The following is a 25,899-nucleotide window of genomic DNA, read 5'->3' on the forward strand; positions in this document are numbered from 1 at the left end:
AGGAGTCAAGATGCTTTTTGCCCATGACACCGAAGTCGCGCTGGTGGCCGCCGCCGCGCTGGTCAACACCACCGGCTCGGACGGCGAGAAGCTGCCCGACCTGGCCGCGCTCGACGACTTCTTCCGGGCGTACGGCTGGACCGGCGGCCGCGAGCACACCGAGGCAGAGCTGCGCGCGGTGCAAGCCCTGCGCCCGCGGCTGCGCCGTATCTGGGAGGCCGACGAGGACGAGGTCGTCGAGATCGTGAACGCGCTGCTGCGCGAGTCGAACGCGCTCCCCCAGCTCGTCAAGCACGACGAGTGGGACTACCACCTGCACGCCACACCCGCCGACGCGCCGCTGGCCACCCGGATGGCGGTCGAGGCCGCGATGGCGCTCGTCGACGTCGTCCGCAGCGGCGAGCTCAGCCGCCTGCGCATCTGCGAGCACCCCGACTGCGGGGACGTCGTCGTCGACCTGTCCAAGAACCGGTCCAAGCGCTTCTGCGACGCCGGCTGCGGCAACCGGGCCGCCGTCACCGCGTACCGCGCCCGCAAGGCCGCCGCCCGCGCCTGACCTCAGGTGAGCAGCTGGAACATCGCGATCAGGCCGATCACGACGATGAGGGCGCGCAGCGCCGTCGGGGGAAGCCTGCGCCCCCAGCGGCCGCCGATGAGGCCGCCGACGACCGAGCCCGCCGCGATCAGCAGGGCGGGCTGCCAGGCGACCATGCCCAGCGCGATGAACAGCACCGCGGCGACGCCGTTGACCAGCGCGGCCAGCAGGTTCTTGATGCCGTTGACCCATTGCAGGTCGGTGGAGAGCAGCACCCCGAGCAGGCCCAGCAGCAGCACGCCCTGGGCCGCGCCGAAGTAGCCGCCGTACACGCCCGCGCCGAACACGCCGAGCAGCAGCACCGGCCCCACCCGGCGATCCCGGTCGGGGCGGCGGGTCGCCAGCGAGCGGGCCAGCCGCGACTGCAGGACCACCAGCACCAGGGCCAGGCCGATCAGCACCGGGACGATGGCCTTGAACGCGCCGGGCGGCAGCCACAGCAGCAGCACCGCGCCGAGCAGCGCGCCCAGCGTCGAGGCGGTGCCCAGGCGCAGCAGCAACGGGCCGTGCCCGGCCAGCTCCCGGCGGTAGGCGTACGCCCCGGACAGCGAGCCGGGCACCAGGCCGACGGTGTTGGAGACGTTCGCGACGACCGGCGGGTACCCCAGGGCGAGCAGCACGGGGAAGGTCACCAGCGTGCCGGAGCCCACCACCGCGTTGATCCCGCCCGCGGCCATCCCGGCCAGCAGCACCACCGCGCCCTCGGCGACGGTCAGCGTCGTCTGCATCCTTGCCGCGCCTTCCCCGGGCCGGTCGACGCCGACAGGTCGCCGCCACCCGGATACTCATGATCCGATGACGCGAGCCTAGGCGGCATGGCACCGGGGTCACCCTCGATGCGGCGAAGGTCACCCGCCGATGTGCTCAATCGGTGGCCTCCGGACCGGGTTCGGTGAAGACGCCTCCAGGCCGTTCGGATCTTGTCCAACGGCACGCGGCCCTCCACGATGGCATCTGCCCGAACCCAGGCGCACAGAGCACCCCATCGGACCGTCAGCAGAGAAGGCGATGCATGAGGATCTCCCGACCACCATTCCTCGTCATGATCGCGATCACCGCAGCCGCCGTGTTCACGGCCGCGTGCTCGCCGAACGACGACGGCGCCCCGCCTGCGGCACCCAGGAGCGCCTCGGCAGGTCCGTCTCCGGAAGCAGCCGCCTCACCCAGCCCGGCAGCCGTCGCCGCGGCACGCGTCACTGTGTCCTTACCGGACAAGATCGGGAAACGGGTGCAGTCGACCGATCCTGAGCACACCCGCGTCGCATCGTTGGTGCTCATCGGCGCTCGTCCGAATCTCCAGGCCGACGTACCGGCCGTGGCGGCTTTCTACGGCAGCCTCAAGAGCAAGAACCTGATGTTCGTCGCCGCAGTCGCCCAGGAGAAGCCGACCGCCAACGCCCAGGCATACTCGCTCGGCTTCCTGGTCGATGCCGGGGTCCCCCTGGGATTCGACATCAACGGCGGCATCCGGGTCGGGCCCAACCCTAAGGTCAAGGGCCTGATCGGTTGCGATCGCGGCTCGTTCGAGGGAGCCTCCGGGGTCTACTGCGCTTGGGCGGATGAGCACAGCTTCGCCTTCGTATACCGCTATGGGACCGCGTCGAACGCCTCCACCGACGAGGTGTTGGCGACGATCAAGTTGTTGGTGCGGCCCTCGGCCGGCTGACATCGCACGCAGAGACGGTGCGGACCCGGCCGGGTCCGTACCGGCTGTGGCCTCGCCCCATTCCTCGGTTAAGAGAGTTCCACCAGGTCGTCGGGGTCCATGGCATCGCCGATGTCACCAGGTCGATCGGTGGCCAGCAGGCAGCCGTACCGGTGAGCCTCCACGACCGCGTGCGCGACTCCGTGGCCGCCCTTGACCAGGGGCAGCGCCCTGTGCAGGTCGAGCAGCGCATCTCCGGTCAGCGGCAGCACCACGATGCCGCTGTCGTCCCAGGACAGCATCCGCTCCACTCGAACCAGGTCGTCGCGATCCAGGTGCGGCCAGACGTCGACCACGGCGAGCGCCGGCACACCCACCAGCTGGTCGGCGTCGATGACCTCACTTATCAGTTCGCCGATCGACACACGCTCCAGCCGCAGGTGCAGCAGCAGGGCAGAGGGATCCAGGACCAGGCCGATGCTCACGCGGCTCGCTGACCGGAGCCGCCGAGGGTCCGCCTGCGCGCCCGGTGCGCCTCGAGGGCCGCCCGAGCCCGTGCCCGGCCGTCCTCGGTGGGCGCCATGTCACCTTCGTAACCGAACTCGGCCAGCCGCTGGTGCGCGAGATCCCGTCGCCGGTCCCGCTCGACCAGGCTGGCCAGGTACGCGGAGAAGTTGCCGCCGGAACGCGCGCGAGCGAACTCCGCCAGACTGACCGGCATCGTGATCGACGTCCGGAAGGTGCCGGCCCCGGCTTCTCCCTCGAGTTCCGTCATACTTTGAGGGTAGCGCAGTGTTATCGACGCCGTACAGCAGCTCGCCCGTCAGCGGAAGCCGAACATCTGGGTCCAGTAGTAGCGGTAGGTGCCGCCGGTCGCCCGGCCCACGCCCATGGCCTTGTACGAGCAGTTCAGAATGTTCGCCTTGTGGCCGGGCGAGTTCATCCACTGCTGCATGGTCGCCTTCGCGGTGGCGTTGCCCGCGGCGATGTTCTCCGCCGACGGCTGGGTGTACCCGGCCGCCTTGGCCCGGTCCCAGGGGCTGACCCCGTCCGGGGTGGTGTGCGAGAAGTAGTCGCGCTTGGCCATGTCGGCGCTGTGCAGCCGGGCGGCCTTGTCCAGCTTCGGCTCGGCGCGCAGGGCGCCACAGCCGGCGCTCTTGCGGGCCTGGTTGACCAGCGCCAGCATCTGCCCCTCCAGCGTCGACGGGACGGCGGCCTTGGTGGGGCTGGGCCGCACCGACGCGGCGGCCGACGGCGAGACCGACGGGCTGGCAGCCGCCGACGGCGACGCCGACCCCGCGACCGACGGCGACGCGGACCCGGCGGCCGCGCCCGCGGCGGCGGCGGCAGCGGCGGTCCCGGTCCGGTCGGCGGACGGGACCTCCAGTGCCAGCGGGACCAGCGCGTACACCCCGGTCGCGGCCAGCACGGTGGCCGCCGAGCCGAGCGCCAGCTTGCCGGGCAGCCGCAGCCCCCGGGCACTCGCGGCGGCGATCGCGGCGGCCGGGCTGGTCTGCCCCGAGCTGCCCGGGACCGGGCCGTCGGTGAGCGCCAGCAGCGCGGCGAGCACGGCGTACGCGCCGTTGCGGGCGGACAGGCGGCGGCACTGGTCGCAGCCGCGCACGTGCCGGTCGACCTGGGACCGCTCGCGGGAGGTCAGCCGCCTGCGGCCGTGCACGATGGCGTCGAGCCCGGCGCAGCGGCCGTGCCGCCGGGCGATGAGCACGGTGCGCACCGCGCTGCCCAGCGCCGCCCGCGAGCGGTGCACCAGCACGGCGGCGTGGGCGGTGCCGACCCCGAGGACCTCGCCGATCTCGCGGCTGGACAGCTCCCAGCGCACGTTGAGTTCCAGCACCGCGCGCTGGCGCGGTTCGAGCCCGTGCGCGGCGGCCCAGACCAGCTCGTACGCCTCCCGCTGCTCGGCCGCCTGCTCGGGGTGGCGGCCCGGGGTGTCGTCGACCAGCAGCGCCGGATCGGGCAGCGGCGCGGGGGCGACCCGGGCTGCGGCCGACATCGCCCGCTTGTACGCGATGGAGAACAGCCAGGTCCGGATCACCTCGGGGTCGCGCAGCTTGGCCAGGTCACGCCAGGCGACCAGGAACGTCTCCTGCACCACGTCCTCGGCGGTGTGCCGGTCGCCGACCTGCCGGGACACGAAACCCAGCAGCCCCGGCCGGTACAGCCGATAGAGCCGGTCGAAGGCCTCGCGGTCGCCTGCCGCGGCGGCCCTGGCAAGGGACGTGTCTGACCGCATGACTGCCTCCCGAGGTAGCGGTGTCTCGCTGATAAGTCCCGCTACCGGTCGCGCCATTACACCCAACGCGAGAATTTCTGTCCACGCGAGCGGCGGCCCCCGCTCGCGTGCCGGAAATCCGGCCCGCCCGGTCGCGGCCCGTGACCACGCCGCCGCACCGAGCACCTACCGCTGCCGAACGCGGTGGACCCGTTAAGAAGGGCACCTTCCACTACGCGGAGCGATGTGAAGGTGCCCTTCCTTTCGGTCAGTAGACGGAGAGGTGGACGTGGTCGGTGTGGTCGGCGGAGGGGGAGTCGCCGCAGCTCGAGCCGGTCGGTGAATATCGGTGCCAGCCGCCGCCGGTGGCGGTCCAGACCTGGCAGAACCAGATGACGTACATGACCCCGAGCGCGCTGGCGTTCTTGACGAAGTACGCGGCGAGCTTGTTGCCGTAGGTGCGGTCTCCCCCGCTGGCCGTGCCACCGAAGCCGCCCGCCGCGGCCGAGAAGTCGCAGGCGCGGCCCTTGGGGTGCTCGTACATGTCACCGGGACGCCAGCACGAGGTGTACCGCTTGAACCCGTCCTCGCGCGCCTGCTCGTAGGCGTGCAGCGTGCGCGGCGTGATGCAGGCGCTCGACGAGGGCCGGGTGGGGTCGTTGATGCTGCAGATCTCCTTCGGCCAGGTGCCGTCGGCGTTGCGCTTGGCGGGGATGGCCAGCGGCGAGTCCGGGTCCACCCAGCCGCGGGTGGCCTCGCCGCCGAGCGCGCTGAGCGCCTTGTCGGCCGCCTTGCGCAGCTTCGCCATCTCGGCGAGGTGCTTGGCCTGCTCCTTGACGGAGGCGTCGACGGCGGCCTTCGCGTTGTTGATCTCGGTGCGCACCGCGACCAGCTCGCTGATGCGGGACTCGTCGCGGGCGGTCAGCTTCTCCAGCGCGGCGGAGCGGGTCAGGAACTCGTCGGGCGAGTTCGCGTTCAGCATGACGCCGATGACGCCGAGCCGGCCGGACTTGTAGGCCTCGGCCGCGTACTTGGCGACGCCGGCCCGGACCCGGGTGTACTTGTTCTCCGCCGCGAGCAGCGTCTGGTTCATGGAGGTCTGCTCTTTTTTGGCCTTCGCCAGCGCCGCCTCGGCCTCCAGGAACTGCCCGGCCGCGCTCTCCAGGTTCTGGCGCGCCTGGGCGACCTTGGTCGACGGAATCTCGTTGGGCTCGGCGTGAGCGGGCGTCCCGAACCCGGTGACCAGCAACACAGCGGCCACGAGCAGGGCGAGCAGGGACGCGGGCCGGGGGCGGCGCACCGGGGTGGGCACGTGCGGAATCCTTCCGTCGTCCGCCGCGCCGGACACGGGCGCGCGGCGGCGGCCGCCAGGGGTGAGGGGAACTCTGTACGGGCGCGGCCGCCAGGCAGATTACCGCGCTGCGGCGGCGCGGGAAAGTCTCCGAGGTCGCGGTACGTGACGGAGAAGCCCTCGGGAGACGTCAATCCGGCTGGATCTCCAGGTCACGGAGGTAACGCAGGCCGGGGCGGTCACCGAGAGTGATCGGCTCGTCGACAATGAAGCCGTTGCGGCGGAGCACCGCGGCCGAGGCGGGGTTGTCGAGGGTGGTCACGGCGGTGAGCCCGGTCAGCGCGTACGCACCGGCGGCCAGCGCGCAGACCTGCGCCACCATCGCCGTGGCCAGGCCCTTTCCGGCGGCGCTCGCGGCGATCCGGTATCCCAGCTCGGCCCGCCCTTCGGCGACGTCGACCAGGTTGACCCGGCCCACGATCGCCCCGGCCGCGTCGACCACGACGTGGAAGTGGTGCAGCCCGGCGGCCTGCTCGGCGAGGATCGCGGCATGCCGCTGCGCGAAGTCCGCGAAGTAGTCGTCGCCCCGGTCGGGGATGCTCCGGGCGAACCAGGCCCGGTTGGCGGTCTCGAACGCCAGCAGCGCCGCAGCGTGCGCGGCGGTCAGGCGCTGCAGTTCACCCATGCGCCGGGACGCTACCCGAGCGGCCCGCCGCCCCGCCCCGGGTTATTCCGGACACACGAATGCCGGCGCCGGTCTCGGGGACCGGCGCCGGCATCGGCGATGTCGGGTCAGCGACCACGCTTGGTGCGGACCTCGGCGAGCCGCTCGTTCAGGATCTCCTCGAGCTCCTCGATCGAGCGGCGCTCCAGCAGCATGTCCCAGTGGGTACGCGGGGGCTTGACCTTCTTCTGCTCCGGCTCGGTGCCGTCGACCAGCCGCGCGACGGCCCCGTCGAACTTGCACTCCCACGTCGAGGGCACCTCGGCGTCCACGGCGAACGGCACCTCGAACCGGTGCCCGTTGACGCACGAGAACTCACGGGTCTGCCGGGGCGCGAACTCGGTGTTGCGGTCAGACTCGTAGCTGACGGCGCCAAGTCGGCTTCCCCGCAGCACGCGCTCGCCCATACCAGCTCCTCACGATTGAAAACGGCCTCTGGTGACGCAACGACGCGCACACCCGTCGTGTTTCCCCAGCGGCAGACGACAGTACGCGTCCGGCACCAGCACGACAACCCGACACGTCAGGCCCCGGCCGCATCCAGCCGCGCGGCCTGCTCGTCCGACAGCACCACGTCGAGCGCGGCGTGCGCCGTCTCATACTGCGCCAAGGTGCGCGGACCCACCAGTGGAATCGTCGTGGGCGTGGCCCGCAGCAGCCAGGCCAACACCACCTGGTTCGGGGTGGCGCCGAGTTCGGTGGCCACCTCGGCGACCGCGGCCAGCCGCGCCTGCGCGTCGGGGCCCTCGTAGTTCTCCATGGCCCAGTGCCCGGTCCGCTTGTCGGCCGAGTCGTAGACGCCCTTGAGGATCGGCGAGTACGCCACCAGCGACAGGTCGTCGTGCTCGCGCAGGTAGTCCAGCTGCTCGTCGTCCACGATGGAGGCGGAGTCCAGCCCCGCCCTCGGGCGCAGGTAGGTGTGCTGCTGCTGCAGCGCGACCGGCGCGGGCCAGCCGTTGGCCGCGCACAGCTGCCGGATGCGCTCCAGCCGCCAGGTGCGCACGTTCGACCAGCCGATGTAGCGGGCCTTGCCCGCGGCGACGATGCCGGCGAGCGCTTCGAGGGTCTCCTCCAGCGGCGTGGCCCGATCGTCGACGTGCACGTAGTAGAGGTCGACGTGGTCGGTGCGCAGCCGCCGCAGGCTGTCGTCGATCGCCTTGGCCAGGGTCGCCGCGCTCGCGCCCTCGGACCGCGTGCGGGCCAGCGGCCAGTCGGGCCGGCCGTCGCGCCACACGCCGTCCTGGTCCCAGACCATGGCGCTGCCCTTGGTCGCGAGGAAGACCCGGTCGCGGCGGCCAGGCAGCCAGCGGCCGAGCAGTTCCTCGCTCTCCCCGCCGAGGCTGCCCTCCCGCGCCCACCAGCAGTAGCAGTTGGCGGTGTCGACGAGGTTGCCGCCGGCGTCGAGGAACCGGTCGAGCATCTCGACCGAGGTGGGCTCGTCGGTACTGGTCCCCATGAGCATGGCGCCGAGTGCCAGTTGGCCGACCTGCTCGCCGGTGCGCCCGAGTTCTACCGTCTTCATACCCTCACGCTAGAAGCTGGAGCGCGCTCCAGGTCAAGCGGAATAACACGGCGCGGCCCCTCGCCGGGCAACGAGGGGCCGCGCCGCTGATCGGGGCGGGATTCAGGTCGTTGGGAAGTTGTCCGGGGTGCGGATGCGGCTGCGCATGAAGTTGCCGGACTCGGTCAGCACCGAAGTGCCCGCGTACTGGCTGCCGTTGCAGGTGCCGGGCTTGAACGCGGCGCTGCCCTCGTTCGCGTCGGAGTACGTCCAGTTCGCGTACCCGATCTTGAGACGGTCGAGCATGTCCAGCCAGGCGGTGCTGCTGGACGCGTCGACCGCGCCGCCGCCGGTGTAGGTGACCGTGCCGAACTCGGTGACGAAGATCGGCAGCGCGGCCGCCGCCCGCTCCACCTCGGCCCGGTAGTTGTCCTTGTGCGAGGCGGCGTAGAAGTGGAACGCGTACATGATGTTGGTCGCGTTGACCTTGTTGTTGATGATCTCGGTGGAGTTGCCGCCCTCCGAGACGCCCAGCGACGACCAGCCCCGGGTGCCGACGATGACCACCGCGTCCGGGTCGTTCGCGCGGATCACCGGGATGACCTGCTCGGCGTAGTTCTTGATGGTCGACCAGCTCACGCCGTTGGGCTCGTTGGTGATCTCGTAGATCACGTTGTTCTTCGCCGCGTGGCGCGCCGACACCGCGGCGAAGAAGGTCTTCGCCCGCTCCAGGTTGTACATCGGGTCACCCGGGGTCAGCGTGTGGAAGTCGATCATCGCGTACAGGCCGCGCTCGGTGGCCTCCTCGACGAGGTTGTTCACCTGGTTGGTGAACCCGGCCGGGTTGGTCTCGTAACCCTGCTCCTGCACGTACATCGACACCCGCAGCAGGTCGGCCTGCCAGTCGCTCGCCAGCGCGTTCAGCGAGTTGTCGTTGTAGCAGTTGGCGAACCACTGGATGCCGTGGGTGCTCATGCCGCGCAGCTGGATCGGCCGGTTGAACCGGTTGCACAGATTCACACCGCAGACGCGCAGCTGCCCGTTGATCGAGACAGGGGTCCCGGCCGGCTGCGACGGGCTCGGCGAGGGCGACGCCGACGGCCGCGGCGAAGCCGACGGCGAGTTGCTCGGGGCCGGTGAGCTCGGCGTGGTAGATCCGGTGCAGACGGTGCCGTTCAGGGTGAACGAGGTCGGCGTCCCGTTGGCGGTGGTCCAGCTGCCGTTGAAGCCGATGCCGGTGGAGGCGTTGGTGGCCAGCGAGCCGTTGTAGTCCATGCTCCTGGCGATGACCGCCGCGCCGCTCTGGGTGTAGGTGGCCGACCAGCCCTGGGTCACCTGCTGCCCGTTCGGGAAGGTGAAGCCCAGCGTCCAGCCGTTGATCGGGTCGCCGAGGTTCTTGATGGTGATGTTCGCGGTGAACCCGCCCTGCCACTGGTTGGTGGTGTAGGTGACGGCGCAGCCGCTGGCGGCCATGGCGTTGACCGCGGGCAGCGCGATCGTCACGCCCATGGCGAGCGCGCCGATCGCGCCGGCCGCGATCAGGGCGCGCCGGGACGCGCGCGGGAGGAGTCTCATGACGAGCCTTTCGTCGGGATCGGGGTGGGGGCGCGCCGGACGGACCCTCATCGGGCAATGAGGGGGCCGCAAACGCCCTGGCCAGAGACCGGGAGCGCTCCCATCGAGCAGAGCTTAAGGCCCCGGTAATCCCTTCGCAACATATCCATTCATCGACGCCTCATATCGCCGCAGACGCACTGAAACTTTCAGAAATGCGGCCCGTCGTGATCGGATGTACGGTCCGGCACGACGCAGGACGACGCGCATCCACGGGAGGAACACATGGGCAAGGTGCTGTGGCACATCACGATGTCGCTGGACGGCTTCGTCGCCGGGCCGGGCGGGGACATGTCCTGGATGGCCGGATACGAGGGGCCGAACCCCGCCGTCGACGAGGTGCTGTCCCGCATCGGCGCCGTCCTCATCGGCCACCGGACCTACTTCGGCCCCACCGGCGAGGGACCCACCGCCGAAGGCCGGGTGTACGGCGGCGCCTGGACCGGGCCGCAACTCGTCTACACCCGTGACGTCCCCGAGGACCCCAACCCCGAGTACATCTTCGTCGACAACCTGGCCGAGGCCGTCGCCACCGCGAAGGCCGCCGCGGGCGACGGGTACGCGGTGCTGATCGGCGCGGCCATCGCCCAGGACTGCCTGGACGCGGGCCTGCTGGACGAGGTCCTCATCCACGTGGTCCCGACGCTGCTCGGCGACGGCACCCGCCTGTTCGACCGCCCCGGCGGCGACGGCACCCGCCTCGAACAGCTCAGCGTGACCCACACCCCCACCTGCACCAACATCTGGCTCCGCGTCCCCCGCTGACCCGCCCTTGCCGCCGCGCCGCGTCCTTGATCATCCGACTTGCCGGGCACATGTGCGTATCTTGAGCCCACTTTCGCCCATGTGCCCGGCAAGTCGAACGACCTTGGTGCGACACGCGCCCCGCTCATTCCGCGCGCCGCGACCGCGCCCCCGCCGGCCCGGTCCGGGGTTCGGCAGGGCTCAGGGCCGCCGGTTGAGCGCTGCCAGCACTGCGATGAATTCCTGCTGGTCGAGCACGATGCGGTTGCGGTGGCGCGCCCGGCTGCCCGCGCGCCAGATCGGGGTGGGGTGGTCGCGCTCCGGGTCCCCACCGCTGACCCAGATCTGCCAGGCGTCGAAGTCGTCGGCCTGGCCCGCCCACGCCCGGTTCAGCTGCGCCCAGGGGACGACCCGGGTGCTCCACACATGACGGATCTTGATGCCGTCGTCGCCGACGTACACGCCGACCAGCGCGACCCGCCAGACGGCGATCACCCAGCCTGTCGAGAGCAGCGCATAGATCGGCGCCGTGACGGCCGTGAGCTCGCCTGCGGCGAGGCCGCACAGGGGAAGCGCCCCTCCGACGGCTGTCAGCAGCGCAGTGAGGCCCATCCGGAACTCGTGCCGGTCGGCATCTCCATAGGGCCGGATCCATCGCGGCATGGCCGCAGCATAGGGATCGTCGGCAAATTCCGGGCGCTCGCCTGCATGACCTTCGCGATCTCGCCTACGGGCCGGGCGAACGCGAGCTACATTACGCAAACCAGGGCAATAGGGTGAACCACCTGAAAGGCCGGCGCTGCGGCGTGATGGGACGGCGAGCAAGATGAGTGAGGCTTCTGGAAGGTTCTCCCGCCGCACGGCGCTGCGGGCGCTGGCCGCAGGGTCGTTCGTCGCGCTGCCGGGGCTGTCCGCGTGCAGCCGGTCCGCGCCGCCGGCCCCGCCCGCGGCCGGCCCGACGCTCAACCGCTACGGCACCGCGCCGAACGACTACGCGCTGCTCAACCTCAAGCCTGACACGTTCTACGCCTGGGAGGACGGCTTCCGCACCGCGGACACCAACACCGACCCGCAGACGTACGAATGGTGGCACACCGAGCTGACCGGCGACGACGGCATCGTGGTCTCGTTCACGCTGAAGACCCGCCCCGGCGACGGCCTGACCGCCGAGTCCGACCGGCGTCCCGCGGTCAACCTGCTGATCACCACGCCGTGGGGCAACGAGTTCAGCGTGTTCCAGACGTACAGCTGGGACGAGTTCGCCAGCGCCAAGGACCGCTGCAACGTCAAGGTCGGCCCGTTCACGCTCACCGGCGACCTCAAGAGCTACCAGCTGCGCGGCACCGCCAACGACATCACCCTCAACCTTGACCTGACCAGCACCGCGGCCCCGTTCCGGCCCGGCACCGGCCACGTCTACCTCGGCGGGCCCGACCAGTACCAGGCGTGGTTCGCCGCGGTGCCGTCGGGCAAGGCGCAGGGCCACATCGTGTTCTACAACGAGAAGCGCGAGTTCATCGGCACCGGCTACCACGACCACACCTGGGGCAACCTGCCGTTGCCGCAGTTCGTCGACCGGTGGCGCATCGGCATGGGGGTCGCCGACCGCTACTCGGTGCTGGCCCGCGACATCCACCTGCGCGGCAAGTACGACTCGACGGACCTGACCGTGCTGCTCATCGACGACACCGAGGCGGGCAAGCGGCTGGTGGCGGCGTACAACGACGACACGCTCAACGCCACCGAGATGCAGACCGGCGAGGAGGACGACTTCGCCGAGGTGCAGTGGAACTACACCGGCGAGAACTCGGCGATCGTGACGATGTCGGCGACGGACCGGATGGTGCCCGGACGGCCGTACGTCAACCAGACCGGCTCGGTGCTGCCCGCCGCCCGGGAGAAGGCCCCGCGCAAGCGCTGGTACATCCGCAACGAGGCCGAGATCGCGCTGAGCCTGGGCACGATGGGCCCCGGCTACCGGGTCACCGGCAAGGGGACCCTCGACAACGCCCAGTTCGGGCTGCTGTCGGGCCAGCAGCAGACCCCGAAGCCGAAGCCGTCCTGAGCGCCCGGCGCCGGCGCTGACGGCCCGGCGGTAGACAGTGTCTACGAGTTCTGGTAGACACTGTCTATGCCGGACCCGGACACCACCCTGCGCGCCCGCCTGGTCGAGGTGGGCGTGGACCTGCTCAGCCGCGAGGGGCCGGGGTCGCTGACACTGCGTGAGATCGCCCGGCGGGCGGGGGTGTCGCACGGCGCGCCGCGCCGCTACTTCCCCAGCCACCTGTCCTTGCTGTCCGCCATCGCCCAGGTCGGCTACCAGGACCTCGGCGGGCGCATCGCCGGGCTGCGCCACGAGACCGACCCGCACGCCGGGTTGCTCGCGCTGGGCCGCGCGTACCTCGACTTCGCCCGCACCCAGCGCGGCATGTTCGAGCTGATGTTCCGCCACGAGCTGCTGCGCGGCAACCAGATCGGCCTGCGCGACGCCAGCCGCCAGCTGTTCGGCGTGCTCGTCGACCTGGTCGGCCGCGCCCGGCACGGCCTCACCGGCCCCGAGCCCGTCGTCGTCGCCGGGGCGCTGTGGGCCAACCTGCACGGCATCGCCCAGCTCTGGCTCTGGGGCAGCCTGCAGATGACGGTGCAGACCGACGACGTCGACCCGCTGCTACGCGCCGCGCTGGACGCCCACCTGGGCCCGGCCTGACCACCGGAGGACACGTGTCGATCCAGTCCATCACCCGGATGCTGCTCACCCCGCTGTCGCGGGTGGCGTTCCGGCCGACCGTCGAAGGCCGCGAGCACATCCCGCTGGACGGACCGCTCATCCTGGCCGCCAACCACCTGTCGTTCCTGGACAGCTTCATCATCCCGCTGATGACACCGCGGCCGGTCACGTTCCTGGCCAAGGCGGAGTACTTCACCGGCACCGGGTGCAAGGGCCGCCTCGTCCGCGAGCTGATGACCGGCCTGGAGGCCATCCCGGTGCAGCGCGGCGGGCACCGGGCCGCCCAGGAATCCCTGGAGCTGGCACTCGGCGTGCTCGAACGCGGCGGTGCGTTCGGCATCCACCCCGAGGGCAGTCGCTCCCGCGACGGCCGCCTCTACCGCGGCCGCACCGGCGTGGCCTGGCTCGCACTGGCCTCCGGCGCGCCGGTGGTGCCCGCCGCGGTGCTCGGCACGGACCGCGTCCAGCCCATCGGGGCGAAGCTCCCCCGGCCCGGCCGGGTCACCATCCGCTTCGGCGCGCCGCTGCGCTTCACCCAGCCGCCCGGCATCAGCGTCGGCCGGGCCCGCCGCCAGGCCACCGACGACATCATGGCCGCCATCCAGGCCCTGTCCGGCCAGCAACCCGCCGACGCCTTCAACGAGGCCGCGCTGACCCCGTAATCCGCCGGGTCAGGCGGCCTCGCACCAGGCCAGGTCACCCGGGCAGCCGTGGGCCGCGTGCACCACGAAGCGCTGCGCGCTCGCCTCGACGTAAGCGGCCGTGCGGAACGGCCTGCCGTGGTCGTCGATGACGAGGGCGCCGCTGCGGCCCGCGCTCGACCAGCGCAGCCGCAGCTGCCAGGTGCAGTCGCAGGCGCCCGGGTCGGCCTCGATGACGAAGATCTCCGGGTCGCTGTCGGAGACCTTGAACGGGAACGCGACCGCCGGGATCTCCTTGCGGGCCAGGTCCTCACCCGCCTGGGGGAGCGCCCGCGGGTTCGGCTTGTCCAGGTCGATCCGGAAGAACCGCGGCACCGCGCCGCTGCCGCAGCCCTCCTCGGTGAAGAAGACCCGCGGCGCGTCGAGGGCCGGGCCGCGCTGCTTCACCTCGACCTCCAGGCTATGCAGCACCACGGACGTGTCGGACGTGCCCTGCAGCGTGAGCGTGACGCGCGACCGGGACGGGATCGCCTCGACCCGCTGCGCCCACTCGGCCACCTCGTCGTCGGCGGGCCAGTCCCGCGACTCCGCGTTCATCACCCGGTACGGGCTGGCCAGCTCACCGGGGTCGGCGTTCACGACGTACGGCTTGCAGTAGTCGCCCCGGGACAGCACGTCCACACTGAACGGGGTCTGGTCCGCGGCGGCCGAGGTCGGCGGGGTGCCACCGGGGGTGTCCGCGCCCGGGGTCAGGTATGCCAGCGCCACCCCGCTGATCACCGACACCACGACCGCCGAGGCGACGCCGCCGAGCCAGTTGCGCAGCACCCGGTGCCGCCGCCACCAGCCCATCGCCGGGCGGGCCGCCGCGACCGGCGTGGGCCGTTGGGACGGATCGAGTGGCAGCGTCACGTCGTTCCCCAGTCCGGTGTGGAGGCAGTACCGGACGACGACGCTACTGAATGTCCGCGCCGGGTCGCAGCACCGCGACGGACAGTGTTGCCCGGCTGATCGAACGACACCGGTCATCGCACACGAGTGGCGCGCCCCGGATCGGGTCGCGCCACTCGGCTCACCCCCGAGGTCAGCCCAGGGTCGAGGCATCCGGCAGCGGGCCGTCGGCCCAGCGCGCGTCGAGCAGGACCATCCAGCTGTACAGCCGGCCACCGGACCAGCTCTCGCTGCCCAGGGCCCGGCCGGTCACCGGGTCGACGATCAGCCGGGTCTGCGCCTTGGCGAAGTCGCCCTGGCGCGTCACCGCGATCGCGACACCGGACCGTCCGCGCTGGTCGGTGACCCGGCCCAGCGACGTCACGCCGGGCAGCGCCGCCAGCATCCGGTACGCCGCCCCGCGCACCCGCGGGCTGACCGGCAGGTCGATGACGAGACCCATACCGGCGTGGAACAGGAACTCCTGGGCGCTTTCCGCCTCCCCGTCGTTGACGTCGTGCCAGCGGAGCAGGTGCTTCTTGAGCTGTGCCGGGTCCGTCGGCAGCGCGGCCAGCTCCCGTACTGAACGAGGCATTCCGGCGAGCAGGAAGTTGTTCGCCGCGGTGTGCCCCTGCATCGGGCGGGGAGCCCAGGACCCGTCCGCGCGGAGCATGTAGGCGCTCGACGGCAGACCCTCCACCGCGGCCAGCCACATCTGGTGCTGGCCACGCCGGGAGCCCTCGCCGTTTTCGGCGCGCAGCACCCAGTAGTCGCCGTCGGACGCCGCCGCGGTCTCGCTGACCAGGGCGGCGGCCAGCAGCACACCGCCGGCGTCGGTGGGCGGCACGGCGGGGGCGCTGGCAGCCGGGGCGCCGGTGGGCTCTTGCGTGACCGCCGGGACCGTCCCGGAGGTGTTGCCGAGCAGGATCGCGCCGGTCACGGCCAGCGCGACGGCGGGCAGGCCCGCGGCGAGCACGAGGCGGCCGACCGGCCGGCGGGCGGTGCGGGACACGGTCTCCTCCTGGGGGTACGACATGATCGTCATCGGGTCGGCGGGCGGCTCGGTCGGGTCGAGGCTGTTCGGGCGGGCCGCGGTCAGGGCCCGCAGGGTGTCGCGGTGGCTCATCGGGAGTACTCCTGGGCGGTGAGGCGGACCGGGCGGCGGCGGTCCACCGGCGCGGCGTCGGACATGGCCTGCTCCAGGCGTCTGCGGGCCCGGTGCAGGCGGACGAAGAAGGTCGCGGTCGAGCAGCCGACGACCCGGGCGGCGTCCCTGGCGGACAGTCCCTGCCAGGCGGTCAGTGTGAGCGCCTCCCGGTCGTCCTCGGCCAGCCCGGCGAGCGCGGCCAGCATCGCCGCGCGGTCGGCGACGCCGTCGGCCACGTCGGCGTCGGCCTCCACGGCCCAGGCCCGTAGCTCCAGGGCGAGGCCGGTCTGGCGTACGTCGTCGCGGAAGCGTTCCCGGATCACGTTGCGGGCCACGCCGAGCAGCCACGGCAGCGGCCCCTCGGGCACGGCGTCCAGCCTGCGCCAGGCCACCAGGAACGTGTCGGCGACGACGTCGTCGGCCAGGGCGCGTCCGGCACGGCTCACCGCGTACGCGTACACCTGGCGATGATGTCGGTGGTAGATGGCGGTGAACCGCCTGCTCGGCTCGTCATGGGTCACTGGCTCCTTCTCCTTCGCCGTGAAGGTGTTCGGTCACCAGGTAGTGCGCCCCGGACGCCGATTCTTACCAGTGCACCCGCGGCGGCCCGGACCTCTGCGTCGACCGCGCGGGCGGAGCCCACACCGAGATCGTTCGAGTTGCCTGGCAATCGGGCGTATGACGGGTCAAGATACGCACAGGCGCCAGGCAACTCGAACGATCAAGGCACATGCGAGGCGTCGTCGTCGCGGGCCGCCCGGTGTTTTTCACCCGTTGGGCCGGTACGCGGCGGCGGCTTGTGGATTCGTGCGCCATACTCGTAAGCACCGGCTCTCCAGGGGCAGGAGCCTGCCATGACCGTCGCATCCGATCGGGAGAAGATCGCCGAGCTGCTCACGTCCGTGGAGGAGCTGGAGGACGTCGCGCGCACGCTCGACGACGAGCGGCGTACTCGGCTGCTGCGGATCGCGCGGCGGTGGCTTGCCACCTGTGAGCCCATCCGGCCGGTGATCGCGGCCGAGTTGCTTGAGTTGAGCGAGCCGACGGTGCGGGAGTGGGCCCGCGCCGGGGTGTTTCTGATCGTGCAGGTCAACGGGCAGTCACGGCTGGAGCCCCGCCGCTTCCACGAGGTCTGGCACCTGGTGAAGGACCTGCGCCAGGCCGGGCAGACCCGGGGGCTGCTCGACGCCGTGTGGCGCTACCTGGAGGACACCGCGCTGCTGGAACGCGACGACCTCCGGGAGAGCCTCGCGCAGATGCAGCGCGGCGAGGGCAAGGCCATCGACGTCCACGGGCTGCTCGCGCGTACGCGGCAGAGCCCGGCCTAGGCAGGTCACGTGCCCGTCACCCTCGACTGGACGCCCCGCGCCGAGCAGCAGTTCGACGGCCTGCGCAACCGCCAGCAGCAGCAGGTCGCCCAGTTCCTGCGCCACCTCGAAGCGGAGGGCTGCGCGGCCCTCGGCTACCGCCTCACCGGCGGGGCCCCGCTCGACCGCCTGTGCGTGAAGCACGTCGGCGACCTGCGCATCGTGGTCGCGTTCCGGTCCGGCAGGCAGGCGTGCGTGCTCCTGATCGGACGGCACGACGAGGCCGATCCGGGTATCGACGTGTACGCGGCGCTGTATGAGCTCGCCGGGGTCAAGCCGCCGACGGACCCGCGTACCAAACCGCCTTGCTGCGGCGACGGCGGCCTGCCGCCGGAGATCGGCGCGGCCGTCGACGAGCTCGCCGACCGGGCGATCCGGATCCGCCGCACCCGGCGCGGCGAGGGCCGGGCCGCGGACTAGTCCGCGGCCGTCGGCCTCGTGCGGTCGGTCAGGCGCTCGTGGCGCTGCCGGGCCGCCTGCGCCGAGCCGAGGCCAAGCCCGAACGCGATCGCCTGCCAGGTCAGGCCCCGCGCGCGGGCCAGGTCGAGCAGACCCGCCTCCAGGGCGTCGAGGTCGGCCCGCACCCGCGGGATGAGGGTGAGCGCGGCGGTCAGGTCCGTCTCGTCGAGCGGCTCCTCGTCGGGCTCGGGCTGGGCCGAACCCGCGGCGAGCGACACCGACAGACAGACCGCCTCGTACGGGTCCAGCACGTACGGATGCCGCCAGCGGTCGCGCCGGCTCGGGGTCGCGCCGTGGCGCTCGGCGAGGCGGGTCAGGGCGGCGAAGTCGCGATGTGCACGGGCCCGCCCGGCGTCCGGGGGCGCGAAGGGGTCCTCGTAGTGGATGTCAGCCATGCCCACAGCCAATCAGAAAAACGACACGTTGTAAACATCATGTTGAACACGACTTGTTCAACGTCGCCGTACCGTCAGGCGCCGGGCAGCGCTATGTGCTCGTAGGCCAGGGCCTTTTCGAGCGCCTGCTCATCGGTGAGGTGCGGCGTGTGGTGGAACAGGTAGTCGACGACGTGCGGGCACTCGGTGATGCGTTCGAGCTCCTCGACCTTGTCATCGACCTCCTCGTCCGGTGTGTACACCAGCTCGGCCATCAGTGCCAAGGCGCGTTGCCGCAGTTCGGGCGTCAGCGTCCGCATGTCCTGCCCTCCTGGTTCGGTGGCCGAACCGGCTGGAAGGCGCAGCTTAGGATGGGCGCGCCATCGGACGGGCTAGCGGGGGGAGCCAGGGACGTGACCTGGGTTGAGGAGATTCTGCGGCGGCGAAGACGGCACCGGACGTGGTTCCGGATCGTGCTGGCGCTGGCGGTCGTGACCGGGCTGGTCCTGTTCTTCGGCCGGCCGCACTGGCAGCAGTACCAGGCACGGCAGGAGAAGCAGGCGCGCCAGGCGGCCCTGGCCGAGTACGCGCCGGTGGTGTTCCCGGCGATCCGTGCGCTGCTGGGATACGACTACCGCGACTTCGACGGCGCCGTGGCTCGTGGGCAGTCCTTCCTCACGGGCCCGTTCGCCGCCGAGTACACGGCCGCCATGGCATCGCTGCGCACGACCGCCCTCGCGGAGCAGACCGTGGTCACCGCGGACGCCCACGGTGTGGGCGTCCGCGAGCACGGGCGACAACAGGGCAGGGTGCTGGCCTACGTGACCCAGCGACGCACCGCGAACGGTCTGGCCGGGGTTGAGATCACCTACTGCGAGGTCATGGTCACCCTGGAACGCGTCGGGTCGGGCTGGAAGGTGGCACGGTTCGTCGTCCAGCCGAATCCGAACGTCCGCATCTCACCCACAGCCACGCCACGACCCTCGTCCTGACCTCGCGCTCAGGCAGCCCGCTTGCGGGAGACGTACGACCGACGCGCCGCCGGCGCTGTCACCTGGGGGCTGACCATGGGTCAGGAGCGCATCAGCGGGACCATCAGGTGGGTGCCGAGGACGTCGTTCATGACGGGCGGGGTCTGGGTGTCATACCTGCCGGTGCCGGACCGCACCGACAGGAGCATCCGGCCGAGCGCGCCCGGTGCCGTCTCGTACGCCTGCAGCGCCGAACCCCGGAAGATGACCGGCTTGTCGTACTCGGCGGCCAGCCGGACCATCACCCCGCCGATCAGCTTCTGGCAGGTCGAGCACGGGCTGTTGGTCTGGTGCGCCTCGATGACGACGGCCAGCGTCGTCGCCTGGTTCAGGTTCACGGCGGCCGCCTCCACCCAGGCCAGGAACGCCTGGAACTCGGAGTGCGCGACCCCGGAGACGCCCTTGAGCTTGTGCGGTTCGACGGTGTCCTTGGCGGCGGCCGACTCCTGCTCGATCTCCCCGTCGACCCGGCGGACCACGGTCAGGCCGGCCAGCAGCGAGTTCCCGGACGCGCCGCCGGGCAGGGCCGCACGGTGCAGGGCGGGGGCGGTGACGGTGTAGTAGGTGGCTGGGGCGGTGCGGAGCAGCACGTCGATATCCGTTTGCTCACGCAACGCGTCACGATTGACGCTAAACCGGGAAGACATGACTCACTGCAGGTGAAGATGGCTGAATGGCTGTTCGTGGCCGTGCATGGACTGTTCGCCGAAAGTCACGGGACCGCGATGGTGCGGTGCCAGGACGCCGACGAAGACCGTCGGCATGCACAGTTGCTCCATCTGCTCAGAGTTGTCGGCGCGCGCCTCCAGGAGCTGGTTCAGGTACGGCAGTGGCAGGCCGCGGGTGGAATGAGCCGCCAGCAGGTGATCATTGACCCGGTCCTGACGGAGACGGAACGTCCCGTGGTCGGCCCGATCCGACAACGAGATGAACCAGGCCGCGAGGGAATCTGGTGCGAGCTGCTGCTGCCTCGCGCCTGGTTGAGCCGACCGATTGACGGCCTGCGGGCCGTGCAGTCGACCCGCGCCGTCCTTGAGACGCTGGACGCGGTCGGCATGCAGTACGGGCTGGGTGTCATACCGGTACGCAATCCCCCATCCGGCGGGGACGTGCCGGACGACCCTTTCACCGCCCCACCCCTGCACCGGCATGCGGCCATGACGTCCGCCTCCGAGCGGCTGCGAGGACTGCTGGAGGAAGTCGGACCTGACGAGATGCTGGTGGCGACCCGCACCGAGCGGTCCGCACGGACGGCGACGAGCCTGGACCGATTCATCGCGAACATGGGTGACCTCGTCGAGCACGACGATCATTCCCTCCCCGACGGCAAGAAGGTCATGACGTGGCGGATCCGCGCGAACTGGTGAGCTGGTCGCTGGGTGAGTCCGACCTCGGGCGACGACACCAGCGGGCGCTGCGGGACGCCGCCGGGTCGGCCGCGTCCTGGATCGAGCAGTGGCCGGGATGCGTGAGCGCGACCGTCGCCCGGCCGATCCGGTTCCGCTTCGGGGTGTCGGTCCTGGGCGACGATGCGCCGCGACAGCCGACAGCCGAACTGGTCGACGGGGTCGTCGAGGTGTCCGTCACCGTCGATCGCCATGCGCTGGCGGCGCCGGCGCCGCTGCTCCGCCGGCGTCTCCTCGATGACTTCCTGGCAGGAATCGAGCTGGCCGCGTCGATCGCGCCGCATCAGCCGCCCACGGAGGTGTGGATCGAGCCGGAGGAACGGACGACCGGAGATCTGCATCCACGCGACGTACTCGGCGCGGAGCTGTCGATGCTCGCCGAGGATGAGGTGATGGTGATCCGGCCTCTTCGGGAAGGCGCGGACGGGCTGGGGCAGTACCACGAACTCGACGACGCCCTGGTCGCCCGGTTGAACCGCCTGAAGCTGGGCGATCTGCTCGACACCTCGTCGCACCCCGACGCCGTCCGTTGGACCATACGGATCCGCCGCTCCCGTCAACAGGCCGGCTGAGACGGCGCGGAAGGCGCGCTGCCGGCGACGTGAGCCGTTTGATCCAATGGTGCGATGGAACTCACCAATGTAGTTTCGCGACGGATTTACAGTGCTATTCCTAATCGAGCGGCTGCGTGGCGGTCTCAGTGCTGTGTGTCGTTACGGGTTGTTCCGGCTGTGAGTTCGACGCTGCGAGTAACTGAAGTGCCAGCACCTCGTCGTGGTGGGCGCTTTCCTGCTGGCGCTTATGTCGAAGCGTCCACGCGACTGCTACTGGACCAAACGCGCGCAAGTGGGGCCACGGCAGTCGATCGTGGCCCAAGTCCTGATGTCGGGCGAGGAGAAAGTAGCGTCCATGAGGCCACGCGGCGGCATACAGGTAACCCCACTCCTCAAGCACTAAAGTTCGATCAAGGTAACCGCGGCGAACGTAGCAGGCCAGCACGTCCAGCATGGCAACCGCCCGATTGACTAGCTCATATTGGAGCGGGTCAGCTTCGCGTAAGGCACGCGCGTCCTCCAGGCTGTTGATCTTTTCTAGCAGAACGCGGCGACCTCGAAAAATCTCCGGATCGAGCATTTTGGCGTGCATGTCCAGAAACAGAGCACGCCTGTTATGCGACCTGGTGGCCAGTAAGGCGTAGGCGCTGAGGATGACCGCGACCACGGAAGCGACAGTTGGCACCAGCCATTGGACTAGCTGCATATCCCAAAGGTAGTGACCGCCGTCAATCATGTTCGGAGCGCGACCGCTTACGGGCCGTCCGTACAGCAACGAGGCCACCCCACAGCGGCGATGTTCGCGCACACCTGATTGGCTGACGTTGCAACCGGCCGTTCCTGACCGTGTTGCGAGTAATCCGTGGTTCAGGACCCCGGCGTCGAACTGCTGGTCGGATCAAGCGATCGCGGGTGCGAACAGACGATAGACGGGGCGTCAGCGAGACAAGCCATGATCACAGAACAGGAACATGTTTATGCGTCACAGGAAGCCGTGCGCATGCGCGACAGCTAGACGACAGTTGGATTCCTCGACCGCTTCGACGCGAGTATTTTCCGCAGCGTGTCCAACACGTCATTATGGGTGGCATTAGCTGGCGGCGTTGGTGCGGCCGTGGGAGCTGGCGTCGGTCAGATCGTCCAATGGTGGCGCGAGCGCTCGCAGGCGAAGGTTGAGGACCGCCGGAGGGCCGAGGACCGACGTGATCAACTACATCGCGAACGACGCGAAATCCAACGCGAGGCCTATCAGGACATAATCGCCCAATGTATCGACTTCCGCATCTATCTAGCCCGGACAGCAAAGATGATCAATGACGCGAGTCGACGCGGGGGTAATGAAATCGGTAGCATTTGGAGCAAATTTTCAGACCGAGCCTCCGATAAGTCCCGCGCGATATTTAAAGTAGCAACGACCCACGGCAGCGAGCGCATCCATTCGGCCCTTGAGGAAATCCACTATAGCAACTACGAGCTGTGGGGCTTGTGGGTTTCTTGGAACTTTCCAGTGAGCGACTGGAAGGCAGTCGGAGTCGAGGAGCGCGAACGGGCTAGGTCGAATTGCATCGCAACTATAGAGGCGATTAGTGAGGGCGTTAATAACATTATTGTCGCGGCCAGGAGTGAAATGAACCTGGAGGCCGAACAGTTCTAACGCTGCAACTGTCCCTATGGATCAGAAGGTAGAGCGGCGAGCAGGCGCATCTGTGGCTGCACAGCAGCGGAGTACAGCGACGTCGCCGTCCGCCAGCCACGCTGACTGGATACATCCGAGTGGCTGACCCCGTGATTCGGCCCTCCGACCGTGTTGCGGTAATCCGTAGTTGAAGGCCGACGCCAGGCCGTCAAACGGCGACCAACACGCCGAGGGCGCGACCAATGAGGACGACGGGCGAGTCGACCTGTACGCCGAATTCCGCATCGAGGCCGGGGGCCTGCCGGCATCAGCCGGCAGGCCCCCGAACTTGCTTTCCTACCGGGCCGGATCAGCTGCCCGAGAAGGTGAACGTCGAACCCGGCTGGGTGACGATGTTGCCCGTGCCCGAGTTCGTGATGGTGACGTTCGACAGCGTCGCGCTACCCCGGGCCTGGGCCATGGCCAGCATGCCCGCGCCGTTGTTCGACTTGTCGATCTTCACGTTGGTGATGACCACCCCCGGAAGCTCACCCGCCTTGAACTGGATACCGTCGTACGTCGAGTCGTAGATCTCGGTATCACGAATCGTGACCCCCGGGATCGCGACCGTCGCCGCGAACAGCGTGATGGCCCCGAACTCCTGGTCCTCGTTCCAGAACGCCCCACCCGTGCGGTACAGCGCGTTGTTGGCGATCAGCGTCTGACCCGTGAAGGGGATCGGGTCGTGGTCGGTCGCCAGCATGATGCCCGGGTAGTTCATCGTGTCGTAGATCAGGTTGTTCTCGATCTTGTTGCCGTACCCGCCGTACACCGCGATGCCGTTGGCCCGCCACGGCAGCTGCACCGTGTTGTTGACGAACCGGTTGTCGTGGCCGATGTCGACCGAGGTGTCCTTCACGTACTTGCTGGCCCAGACCGCGAGCGCGTCGTCGCCGTTGTTGCGGAACGACGAGTTGAACACGGTCGAGTTGCGCGTGCCGTTGGTGAAGTTGATCCCGTCGGCGTACGTGTTGCGCACCCGCATCCCGCTGAACTCCAGCCCGTCGCCGGGTCCCCACAGCTCGGGGATGTTGGAGTAGTCCCGGCCGACCCAGGCGCCCACGTTGGCGTGCTCGATCCACACGTTCGTGATCTTCGTGCCGACACCGAGCCGGCCGTTGATGCCGACGCCGCCCTCGGCGTTGCCGTCACCGCCGCGGATCCGGCCGGAGCCGAAGATCGCCAGGTCGGAGATCTGCGTGTTCTTGTCGATGTCGAAGCCGAAGTTGCCCTCGTGCGGGTGGTTGATGCCGCCCGCGTTCTGCGGCTGGGTCAGCGTGTAGAGGCGGGAGTGCCACATGCCCGCGCCCTTGATGACGACGTTGCTGATGCCCACCTGGTTGTGCGTCCCGCGGTTCAGCGGGTCGTCGGTGAGGATCTTCTGCTCCTGCCGCCACTGGCCCTCGGGGATCCAGACGCAGCTGATCTGCCCGTTCTGGTCGGCGGTCACCGCGGCCTGGATGGCCGCCGTGTCGTCGAGGCCGTCGTTGGGCACCGCGCCGTAGTTGGTGATCGAGGTGCACTCGGCGGGCTTGCTCAGCGGCGCCGCCACCTGCTCAAGATCGATCATATCGATGATGTAGAAGGAGGCGTTGTCGCCGGAGTCGCGCTGCAGCTTGAACTTCGTGCCCGGCGGGTACGAGGTGCCCAGCAGCGCGTTCGACTCGTCGAACAGCCGGCGCGCGTTGGCCTGCGGGGTGTTGGTCAGGCCCTCGGGGTCGTCGGTGGTGCCGTAGAGCCAGCTGTGCACCGAGGACAGGGTGAGCTTCCGGTTGAACGTGCCGTTGACGTACAGGCTGATCGTGTAGTCCTGGCCACCGCCGCTCGCGGCGTCGGGGACCGAGTTGCGGACGACGATCGAGTTGGCCTGGTTGGTAGAGGTGAACTCGACGTACTGGCCCTGGGTGGTGAGGCGCACCGACTTGCGGCCCGAGGACTCGGTGGCGAAGTTGGTGTGCCCGAAGGTGCGCAGCGCGTCCGTCTGCAGCAGCTCGCCCTGGTAGGCGGCGGATTCGGCCTCGTACGAGGTGTACGGGACGGCCGCGCCCCGGCCGACGACGATCGACTGAGTCAGCGAGTTGTTGGTCTCGTTGGTCTCGGTGACGACGTTGGTGGCGTCGGCGCTGGCGGTGATGGTCGCGCCGCCGGAGGTGGCGGTCCAGGTGCCGTTGACGGCCACGTTGACGGTGGCGCCCGCGGCGATGGACGCGGTGTTGGTGTTGAGGGTGGTGGAGCCGACCGTCACCCGGGTCACCGTGGTGGTGCCGGAGGCCGCGGTGCCGCGGTTGTTGACGGTCACCGTGAAGCTGACCGCCGCGCCGACGGCCGGGTTGGCCGGGTTGGTGGAGATGCCGGTGACCTGCAGGTCGGGGCCGGGGGCCTGGGCCACGACGAGGTTGCTCGCGGCGTTGGCGGTGTTGTTGTTCTCGTTCTTCTCGACGACCGTGGACGCGTTGTCGGCGCGGGCGCTGACGGCGTACGTGCCCTGGCCGAGGGTGCCGATCGGCAGGCTCACCGACTGCGAGCCGCCCGCGGCGATGCCCGCGACGTCGACGGTGCCCTTGAGCGCGCCGTCGAGATACAGGCCCACCTTGGAGGCGGGGGCGGCCAGGTCGCCGATGTTGTTGACGGTGGCGGTCAGCGAGATGTTCGACGCCTCGTTCGGCGACGACGGGGTCCACGACACGTTGCTGACGGTCAGGTCCGGGTTCGGCGCGGGGGTGCCGCAGACCTCGAACTCCGCGACCTGGCCCGACGGGGCGCCGGTGTTGGAGTTGAAGGACAGCCGCACGTCGGCGGTGGTCGCCGAGACGGGGACGCTCACCACGTTGTTGCCCTGGGTGAACTGGTAGCCGGCCGCCGACACCAGGTTGGCGTAGGTCGAGGAGGACTGCTCGCGGCCCAGGACCTGGAAGTTCTGGGTACGCGTGCCCCACGAGGCGTCCGGGTTCAGCTTGACGTTGACCTGGGTGACGACATGGTTGCCGCCGAGCGCCACGGTGAGCGTCGCCGGGTAGCCGCCGCCCTCCCAGTAGGTGCCGAGCTGGCCGTCGTTGGCCTTGTCCGGGGTGAACGTGAACGTGGAGCCGTTCGCGGTCATGGTCTTGCCGGCCGCGACGTTGGTGCAGCCGGGCTGCTGGGTGCCGGTGCGGGTGACGGTGTTGCTGTTGCCGGAGACGTTGCCCGCGTTGTCCCGCGCCCGCACGTAGTACGACACGGTCGTCGTGGCGGCCTGGGTGT

The 25,899-nt window shown here is 70.1% G+C and carries 30 protein-coding genes; 12 read left to right on the forward strand and 18 right to left on the reverse strand.

The genetic code is table 11. The features are described 5' to 3' along the window. Positions 1 to 10: 10 nt before the first annotated feature. Entirely contained in the window at positions 11 to 556 is a 546-nt protein-coding gene (locus Cco03nite_RS29150) for a CGNR zinc finger domain-containing protein (protein ID WP_203695811.1), read from the forward strand. Positions 557 to 558: 2 nt separating this feature from the next. On the opposite strand, the gene Cco03nite_RS29155 is transcribed toward Cco03nite_RS29150, so the two are convergent. After that, the gene (locus Cco03nite_RS29155; RefSeq protein ID WP_203695813.1) at positions 559 to 1,323 is read right to left on the reverse strand and encodes a sulfite exporter TauE/SafE family protein; all 765 of its coding nucleotides are present in this window, start codon (positions 1,321 to 1,323) and stop codon (positions 559 to 561) included. A gap of 314 nt (positions 1,324 to 1,637) precedes the next feature. On the opposite strand from Cco03nite_RS29155, the gene Cco03nite_RS29160 reads away from it, so the two are divergent. Beyond that, positions 1,638 to 2,261, forward strand: a complete 624-nt coding sequence (locus tag Cco03nite_RS29160; protein ID WP_203695815.1) for a hypothetical protein — start codon at positions 1,638 to 1,640, stop codon at positions 2,259 to 2,261. Positions 2,262 to 2,329: 68 nt separating this feature from the next. Here Cco03nite_RS29160 and Cco03nite_RS29165 read toward each other — a convergent pair whose 3' ends face one another. From Cco03nite_RS29165 to Cco03nite_RS29200, 8 genes are all read right to left on the reverse strand, one after another. Next, positions 2,330 to 2,725: a hypothetical protein gene (locus tag Cco03nite_RS29165; protein WP_203695817.1), complete on the reverse strand. Its 396-nt coding sequence runs from the start codon at positions 2,723 to 2,725 to the stop codon at positions 2,330 to 2,332. Beyond that, the gene (locus Cco03nite_RS29170) at positions 2,722 to 3,015 is read right to left on the reverse strand and encodes a hypothetical protein (RefSeq protein WP_203695819.1); all 294 of its coding nucleotides are present in this window, start codon (positions 3,013 to 3,015) and stop codon (positions 2,722 to 2,724) included. Before Cco03nite_RS29170 ends, Cco03nite_RS29165 begins: the two co-directional genes overlap by 4 nt. A 48-nt stretch (positions 3,016 to 3,063) precedes the next feature. Then, positions 3,064 to 4,494, reverse strand: coding sequence for a sigma-70 family RNA polymerase sigma factor (locus tag Cco03nite_RS29175; RefSeq protein WP_203695827.1), 1,431 nt, complete (start codon positions 4,492 to 4,494; stop codon positions 3,064 to 3,066). Between the two features lie 247 nt (positions 4,495 to 4,741). Beyond that, on the reverse strand, positions 4,742 to 5,785 hold the full coding sequence (locus tag Cco03nite_RS29180) for a coiled-coil domain-containing protein (RefSeq protein WP_239167754.1): 1,044 nt from the start codon (positions 5,783 to 5,785) through the stop codon (positions 4,742 to 4,744). A 169-nt stretch (positions 5,786 to 5,954) separates the two neighbouring features. Next, the gene (locus Cco03nite_RS29185; RefSeq protein ID WP_203695829.1) at positions 5,955 to 6,449 is read right to left on the reverse strand and encodes a GNAT family N-acetyltransferase; all 495 of its coding nucleotides are present in this window, start codon (positions 6,447 to 6,449) and stop codon (positions 5,955 to 5,957) included. A 107-nt stretch (positions 6,450 to 6,556) separates the two neighbouring features. Next, complete coding sequence (locus Cco03nite_RS29190) at positions 6,557 to 6,895, reverse strand: RNA polymerase-binding protein RbpA (RefSeq protein WP_120319291.1); 339 nt, start codon at positions 6,893 to 6,895, stop codon at positions 6,557 to 6,559. A gap of 116 nt (positions 6,896 to 7,011) precedes the next feature. Beyond that, complete coding sequence (locus Cco03nite_RS29195) at positions 7,012 to 8,010, reverse strand: aldo/keto reductase (protein ID WP_203695831.1); 999 nt, start codon at positions 8,008 to 8,010, stop codon at positions 7,012 to 7,014. Between the two features lie 102 nt (positions 8,011 to 8,112). Further along, a complete protein-coding gene (locus Cco03nite_RS29200; protein ID WP_203695833.1) occupies positions 8,113 to 9,564 on the reverse strand; it encodes a cellulase family glycosylhydrolase in 1,452 nt (483 codons plus the stop codon). Positions 9,565 to 9,828: 264 nt separating this feature from the next. Here Cco03nite_RS29200 and Cco03nite_RS29205 point away from each other — a divergent pair, with 264 nt between their 5' ends. Then, positions 9,829 to 10,368 carry a dihydrofolate reductase family protein gene (locus tag Cco03nite_RS29205; protein ID WP_203695835.1) on the forward strand — a complete coding sequence of 180 codons (540 nt, stop codon included), beginning with the start codon at positions 9,829 to 9,831 and terminating at the stop codon, positions 10,366 to 10,368. A gap of 180 nt (positions 10,369 to 10,548) precedes the next feature. Here the strand turns inward: Cco03nite_RS29205 and Cco03nite_RS29210 are convergent, their stop codons facing one another. Beyond that, the gene (locus tag Cco03nite_RS29210) at positions 10,549 to 11,010 is read right to left on the reverse strand and encodes a hypothetical protein (protein WP_203695837.1); all 462 of its coding nucleotides are present in this window, start codon (positions 11,008 to 11,010) and stop codon (positions 10,549 to 10,551) included. A 163-nt stretch (positions 11,011 to 11,173) separates the two neighbouring features. Here Cco03nite_RS29210 and Cco03nite_RS29215 point away from each other — a divergent pair, with 163 nt between their 5' ends. The 3 genes from Cco03nite_RS29215 to Cco03nite_RS29225 all read left to right on the forward strand — a co-directional run bounded on the left by Cco03nite_RS29215 (position 11,174) and on the right by Cco03nite_RS29225 (position 13,737). Next, complete coding sequence (locus Cco03nite_RS29215; protein ID WP_203695839.1) at positions 11,174 to 12,412, forward strand: lipocalin-like domain-containing protein; 1,239 nt, start codon at positions 11,174 to 11,176, stop codon at positions 12,410 to 12,412. A gap of 66 nt (positions 12,413 to 12,478) precedes the next feature. Then, complete coding sequence (locus Cco03nite_RS29220) at positions 12,479 to 13,054, forward strand: TetR/AcrR family transcriptional regulator (RefSeq protein ID WP_203695841.1); 576 nt, start codon at positions 12,479 to 12,481, stop codon at positions 13,052 to 13,054. Positions 13,055 to 13,068: 14 nt separating this feature from the next. Further along, positions 13,069 to 13,737 (forward strand): lysophospholipid acyltransferase family protein, encoded by a 669-nt coding sequence (locus tag Cco03nite_RS29225; protein ID WP_203695843.1) that lies wholly within the window; start codon positions 13,069 to 13,071, stop codon positions 13,735 to 13,737. A 9-nt stretch (positions 13,738 to 13,746) separates the two neighbouring features. Here the strand turns inward: Cco03nite_RS29225 and Cco03nite_RS29230 are convergent, their stop codons facing one another. From Cco03nite_RS29230 to Cco03nite_RS29240, 3 genes are all read right to left on the reverse strand, one after another. Next, on the reverse strand, positions 13,747 to 14,628 hold the full coding sequence (locus Cco03nite_RS29230; protein ID WP_203695845.1) for a hypothetical protein: 882 nt from the start codon (positions 14,626 to 14,628) through the stop codon (positions 13,747 to 13,749). A 172-nt stretch (positions 14,629 to 14,800) separates the two neighbouring features. Continuing rightward, positions 14,801 to 15,772: a CU044_5270 family protein gene (locus Cco03nite_RS29235; RefSeq protein ID WP_203695847.1), complete on the reverse strand. Its 972-nt coding sequence runs from the start codon at positions 15,770 to 15,772 to the stop codon at positions 14,801 to 14,803. Next, positions 15,769 to 16,314 (reverse strand): RNA polymerase sigma factor, encoded by a 546-nt coding sequence (locus Cco03nite_RS29240; RefSeq protein ID WP_203695849.1) that lies wholly within the window; start codon positions 16,312 to 16,314, stop codon positions 15,769 to 15,771. The genes Cco03nite_RS29235 and Cco03nite_RS29240 overlap by 4 nt, the downstream gene beginning before the upstream one ends. Before the next feature lie 333 nt (positions 16,315 to 16,647). Between Cco03nite_RS29240 and Cco03nite_RS29245 the strand changes: the two genes are divergently transcribed. Both Cco03nite_RS29245 and Cco03nite_RS29250 read left to right on the forward strand, forming a co-directional pair. Beyond that, positions 16,648 to 17,121: a hypothetical protein gene (locus Cco03nite_RS29245; RefSeq protein ID WP_203695851.1), complete on the forward strand. Its 474-nt coding sequence runs from the start codon at positions 16,648 to 16,650 to the stop codon at positions 17,119 to 17,121. Positions 17,122 to 17,130: 9 nt separating this feature from the next. Continuing rightward, entirely contained in the window at positions 17,131 to 17,580 is a 450-nt protein-coding gene (locus Cco03nite_RS29250; protein WP_203695853.1) for a hypothetical protein, read from the forward strand. Here Cco03nite_RS29250 and Cco03nite_RS29255 read toward each other — a convergent pair. Beyond that, on the reverse strand, positions 17,577 to 18,014 hold the full coding sequence (locus Cco03nite_RS29255; RefSeq protein ID WP_203695855.1) for a DNA-binding protein: 438 nt from the start codon (positions 18,012 to 18,014) through the stop codon (positions 17,577 to 17,579). The genes Cco03nite_RS29250 and Cco03nite_RS29255 overlap by 4 nt on opposite strands. 74 nt (positions 18,015 to 18,088) lie before the next feature. After that, positions 18,089 to 18,313, reverse strand: a complete 225-nt coding sequence (locus tag Cco03nite_RS29260) for a hypothetical protein (RefSeq protein WP_203695857.1) — start codon at positions 18,311 to 18,313, stop codon at positions 18,089 to 18,091. A gap of 93 nt (positions 18,314 to 18,406) precedes the next feature. On the opposite strand from Cco03nite_RS29260, the gene Cco03nite_RS29265 reads away from it, so the two are divergent. After that, complete coding sequence (locus tag Cco03nite_RS29265; RefSeq protein ID WP_203695859.1) at positions 18,407 to 18,985, forward strand: hypothetical protein; 579 nt, start codon at positions 18,407 to 18,409, stop codon at positions 18,983 to 18,985. Positions 18,986 to 19,065: 80 nt separating this feature from the next. On the opposite strand, the gene Cco03nite_RS29270 is transcribed toward Cco03nite_RS29265, so the two are convergent. Beyond that, complete coding sequence (locus Cco03nite_RS29270) at positions 19,066 to 19,614, reverse strand: hypothetical protein (RefSeq protein ID WP_203695861.1); 549 nt, start codon at positions 19,612 to 19,614, stop codon at positions 19,066 to 19,068. Between the two features lie 75 nt (positions 19,615 to 19,689). Here Cco03nite_RS29270 and Cco03nite_RS29275 point away from each other — a divergent pair, with 75 nt between their 5' ends. Together Cco03nite_RS29275 and Cco03nite_RS29280 are read left to right on the forward strand one after the other, a co-directional pair. Next, on the forward strand, positions 19,690 to 20,391 hold the full coding sequence (locus Cco03nite_RS29275; RefSeq protein ID WP_203695863.1) for a hypothetical protein: 702 nt from the start codon (positions 19,690 to 19,692) through the stop codon (positions 20,389 to 20,391). Further along, positions 20,367 to 21,002 carry a hypothetical protein gene (locus Cco03nite_RS29280; RefSeq protein ID WP_203695865.1) on the forward strand — a complete coding sequence of 212 codons (636 nt, stop codon included), beginning with the start codon at positions 20,367 to 20,369 and terminating at the stop codon, positions 21,000 to 21,002. Before Cco03nite_RS29275 ends, Cco03nite_RS29280 begins: the two co-directional genes overlap by 25 nt. Before the next feature lie 100 nt (positions 21,003 to 21,102). Here the strand turns inward: Cco03nite_RS29280 and Cco03nite_RS29285 are convergent, their stop codons facing one another. After that, complete coding sequence (locus Cco03nite_RS29285) at positions 21,103 to 21,720, reverse strand: hypothetical protein (protein ID WP_203695867.1); 618 nt, start codon at positions 21,718 to 21,720, stop codon at positions 21,103 to 21,105. A 327-nt stretch (positions 21,721 to 22,047) separates the two neighbouring features. Here Cco03nite_RS29285 and Cco03nite_RS29290 point away from each other — a divergent pair, with 327 nt between their 5' ends. Beyond that, on the forward strand, positions 22,048 to 22,638 hold the full coding sequence (locus Cco03nite_RS29290) for a hypothetical protein (RefSeq protein WP_203695869.1): 591 nt from the start codon (positions 22,048 to 22,050) through the stop codon (positions 22,636 to 22,638). Positions 22,639 to 22,969: 331 nt separating this feature from the next. Here Cco03nite_RS29290 and Cco03nite_RS29295 read toward each other — a convergent pair. Further along, on the reverse strand, positions 22,970 to 25,899 hold a 2,930-nt coding region (locus Cco03nite_RS29295; RefSeq protein WP_203695871.1), incomplete at its 5' end, for a CARDB domain-containing protein.

It is taken from the genome of Catellatospora coxensis (genome assembly GCF_016862635.1).
Taxonomy (GTDB): domain Bacteria; phylum Actinomycetota; class Actinomycetes; order Mycobacteriales; family Micromonosporaceae; genus Catellatospora; species Catellatospora coxensis.

Excerpts from the sequence above, each read along its gene's own strand:
- Cco03nite_RS29190 (WP_120319291.1), bottom strand. The coding sequence starts at position 6,895 with ATGGGCGAGCGCGTGCTGCGGGGAAGCCGACTTGGCGCCGTCAGCTAC.
- Cco03nite_RS29210 (WP_203695837.1), bottom strand. The coding sequence starts at position 11,010 with ATGCCGCGATGGATCCGGCCCTATGGAGATGCCGACCGGCACGAGTTC.
- Cco03nite_RS29245 (WP_203695851.1), top strand. The coding sequence starts at position 16,648 with ATGACCGTCGCATCCGATCGGGAGAAGATCGCCGAGCTGCTCACGTCC.
- Cco03nite_RS29215 (WP_203695839.1), top strand. The coding sequence starts at position 11,174 with ATGAGTGAGGCTTCTGGAAGGTTCTCCCGCCGCACGGCGCTGCGGGCG.
- Cco03nite_RS29170 (WP_203695819.1), bottom strand. The coding sequence starts at position 3,015 with ATGACGGAACTCGAGGGAGAAGCCGGGGCCGGCACCTTCCGGACGTCG.
- Cco03nite_RS29255 (WP_203695855.1), bottom strand. The coding sequence starts at position 18,014 with ATGGCTGACATCCACTACGAGGACCCCTTCGCGCCCCCGGACGCCGGG.
- Cco03nite_RS29175 (WP_203695827.1), bottom strand. The coding sequence starts at position 4,494 with ATGCGGTCAGACACGTCCCTTGCCAGGGCCGCCGCGGCAGGCGACCGC.
- Cco03nite_RS29160 (WP_203695815.1), top strand. The coding sequence starts at position 1,638 with ATGATCGCGATCACCGCAGCCGCCGTGTTCACGGCCGCGTGCTCGCCG.
- Cco03nite_RS29195 (WP_203695831.1), bottom strand. The coding sequence starts at position 8,010 with ATGAAGACGGTAGAACTCGGGCGCACCGGCGAGCAGGTCGGCCAACTG.
- Cco03nite_RS29220 (WP_203695841.1), top strand. The coding sequence starts at position 12,479 with ATGCCGGACCCGGACACCACCCTGCGCGCCCGCCTGGTCGAGGTGGGC.
- Cco03nite_RS29260 (WP_203695857.1), bottom strand. The coding sequence starts at position 18,313 with ATGCGGACGCTGACGCCCGAACTGCGGCAACGCGCCTTGGCACTGATG.
- Cco03nite_RS29155 (WP_203695813.1), bottom strand. The coding sequence starts at position 1,323 with ATGCAGACGACGCTGACCGTCGCCGAGGGCGCGGTGGTGCTGCTGGCC.
- Cco03nite_RS29200 (WP_203695833.1), bottom strand. The coding sequence starts at position 9,564 with ATGAGACTCCTCCCGCGCGCGTCCCGGCGCGCCCTGATCGCGGCCGGC.
- Cco03nite_RS29185 (WP_203695829.1), bottom strand. The coding sequence starts at position 6,449 with ATGGGTGAACTGCAGCGCCTGACCGCCGCGCACGCTGCGGCGCTGCTG.
- Cco03nite_RS29235 (WP_203695847.1), bottom strand. The coding sequence starts at position 15,772 with ATGAGCCACCGCGACACCCTGCGGGCCCTGACCGCGGCCCGCCCGAAC.
- Cco03nite_RS29150 (WP_203695811.1), top strand. The coding sequence starts at position 11 with ATGCTTTTTGCCCATGACACCGAAGTCGCGCTGGTGGCCGCCGCCGCG.
- Cco03nite_RS29285 (WP_203695867.1), bottom strand. The coding sequence starts at position 21,720 with ATGATTGACGGCGGTCACTACCTTTGGGATATGCAGCTAGTCCAATGG.
- Cco03nite_RS29275 (WP_203695863.1), top strand. The coding sequence starts at position 19,690 with ATGGCTGAATGGCTGTTCGTGGCCGTGCATGGACTGTTCGCCGAAAGT.
- Cco03nite_RS29205 (WP_203695835.1), top strand. The coding sequence starts at position 9,829 with ATGGGCAAGGTGCTGTGGCACATCACGATGTCGCTGGACGGCTTCGTC.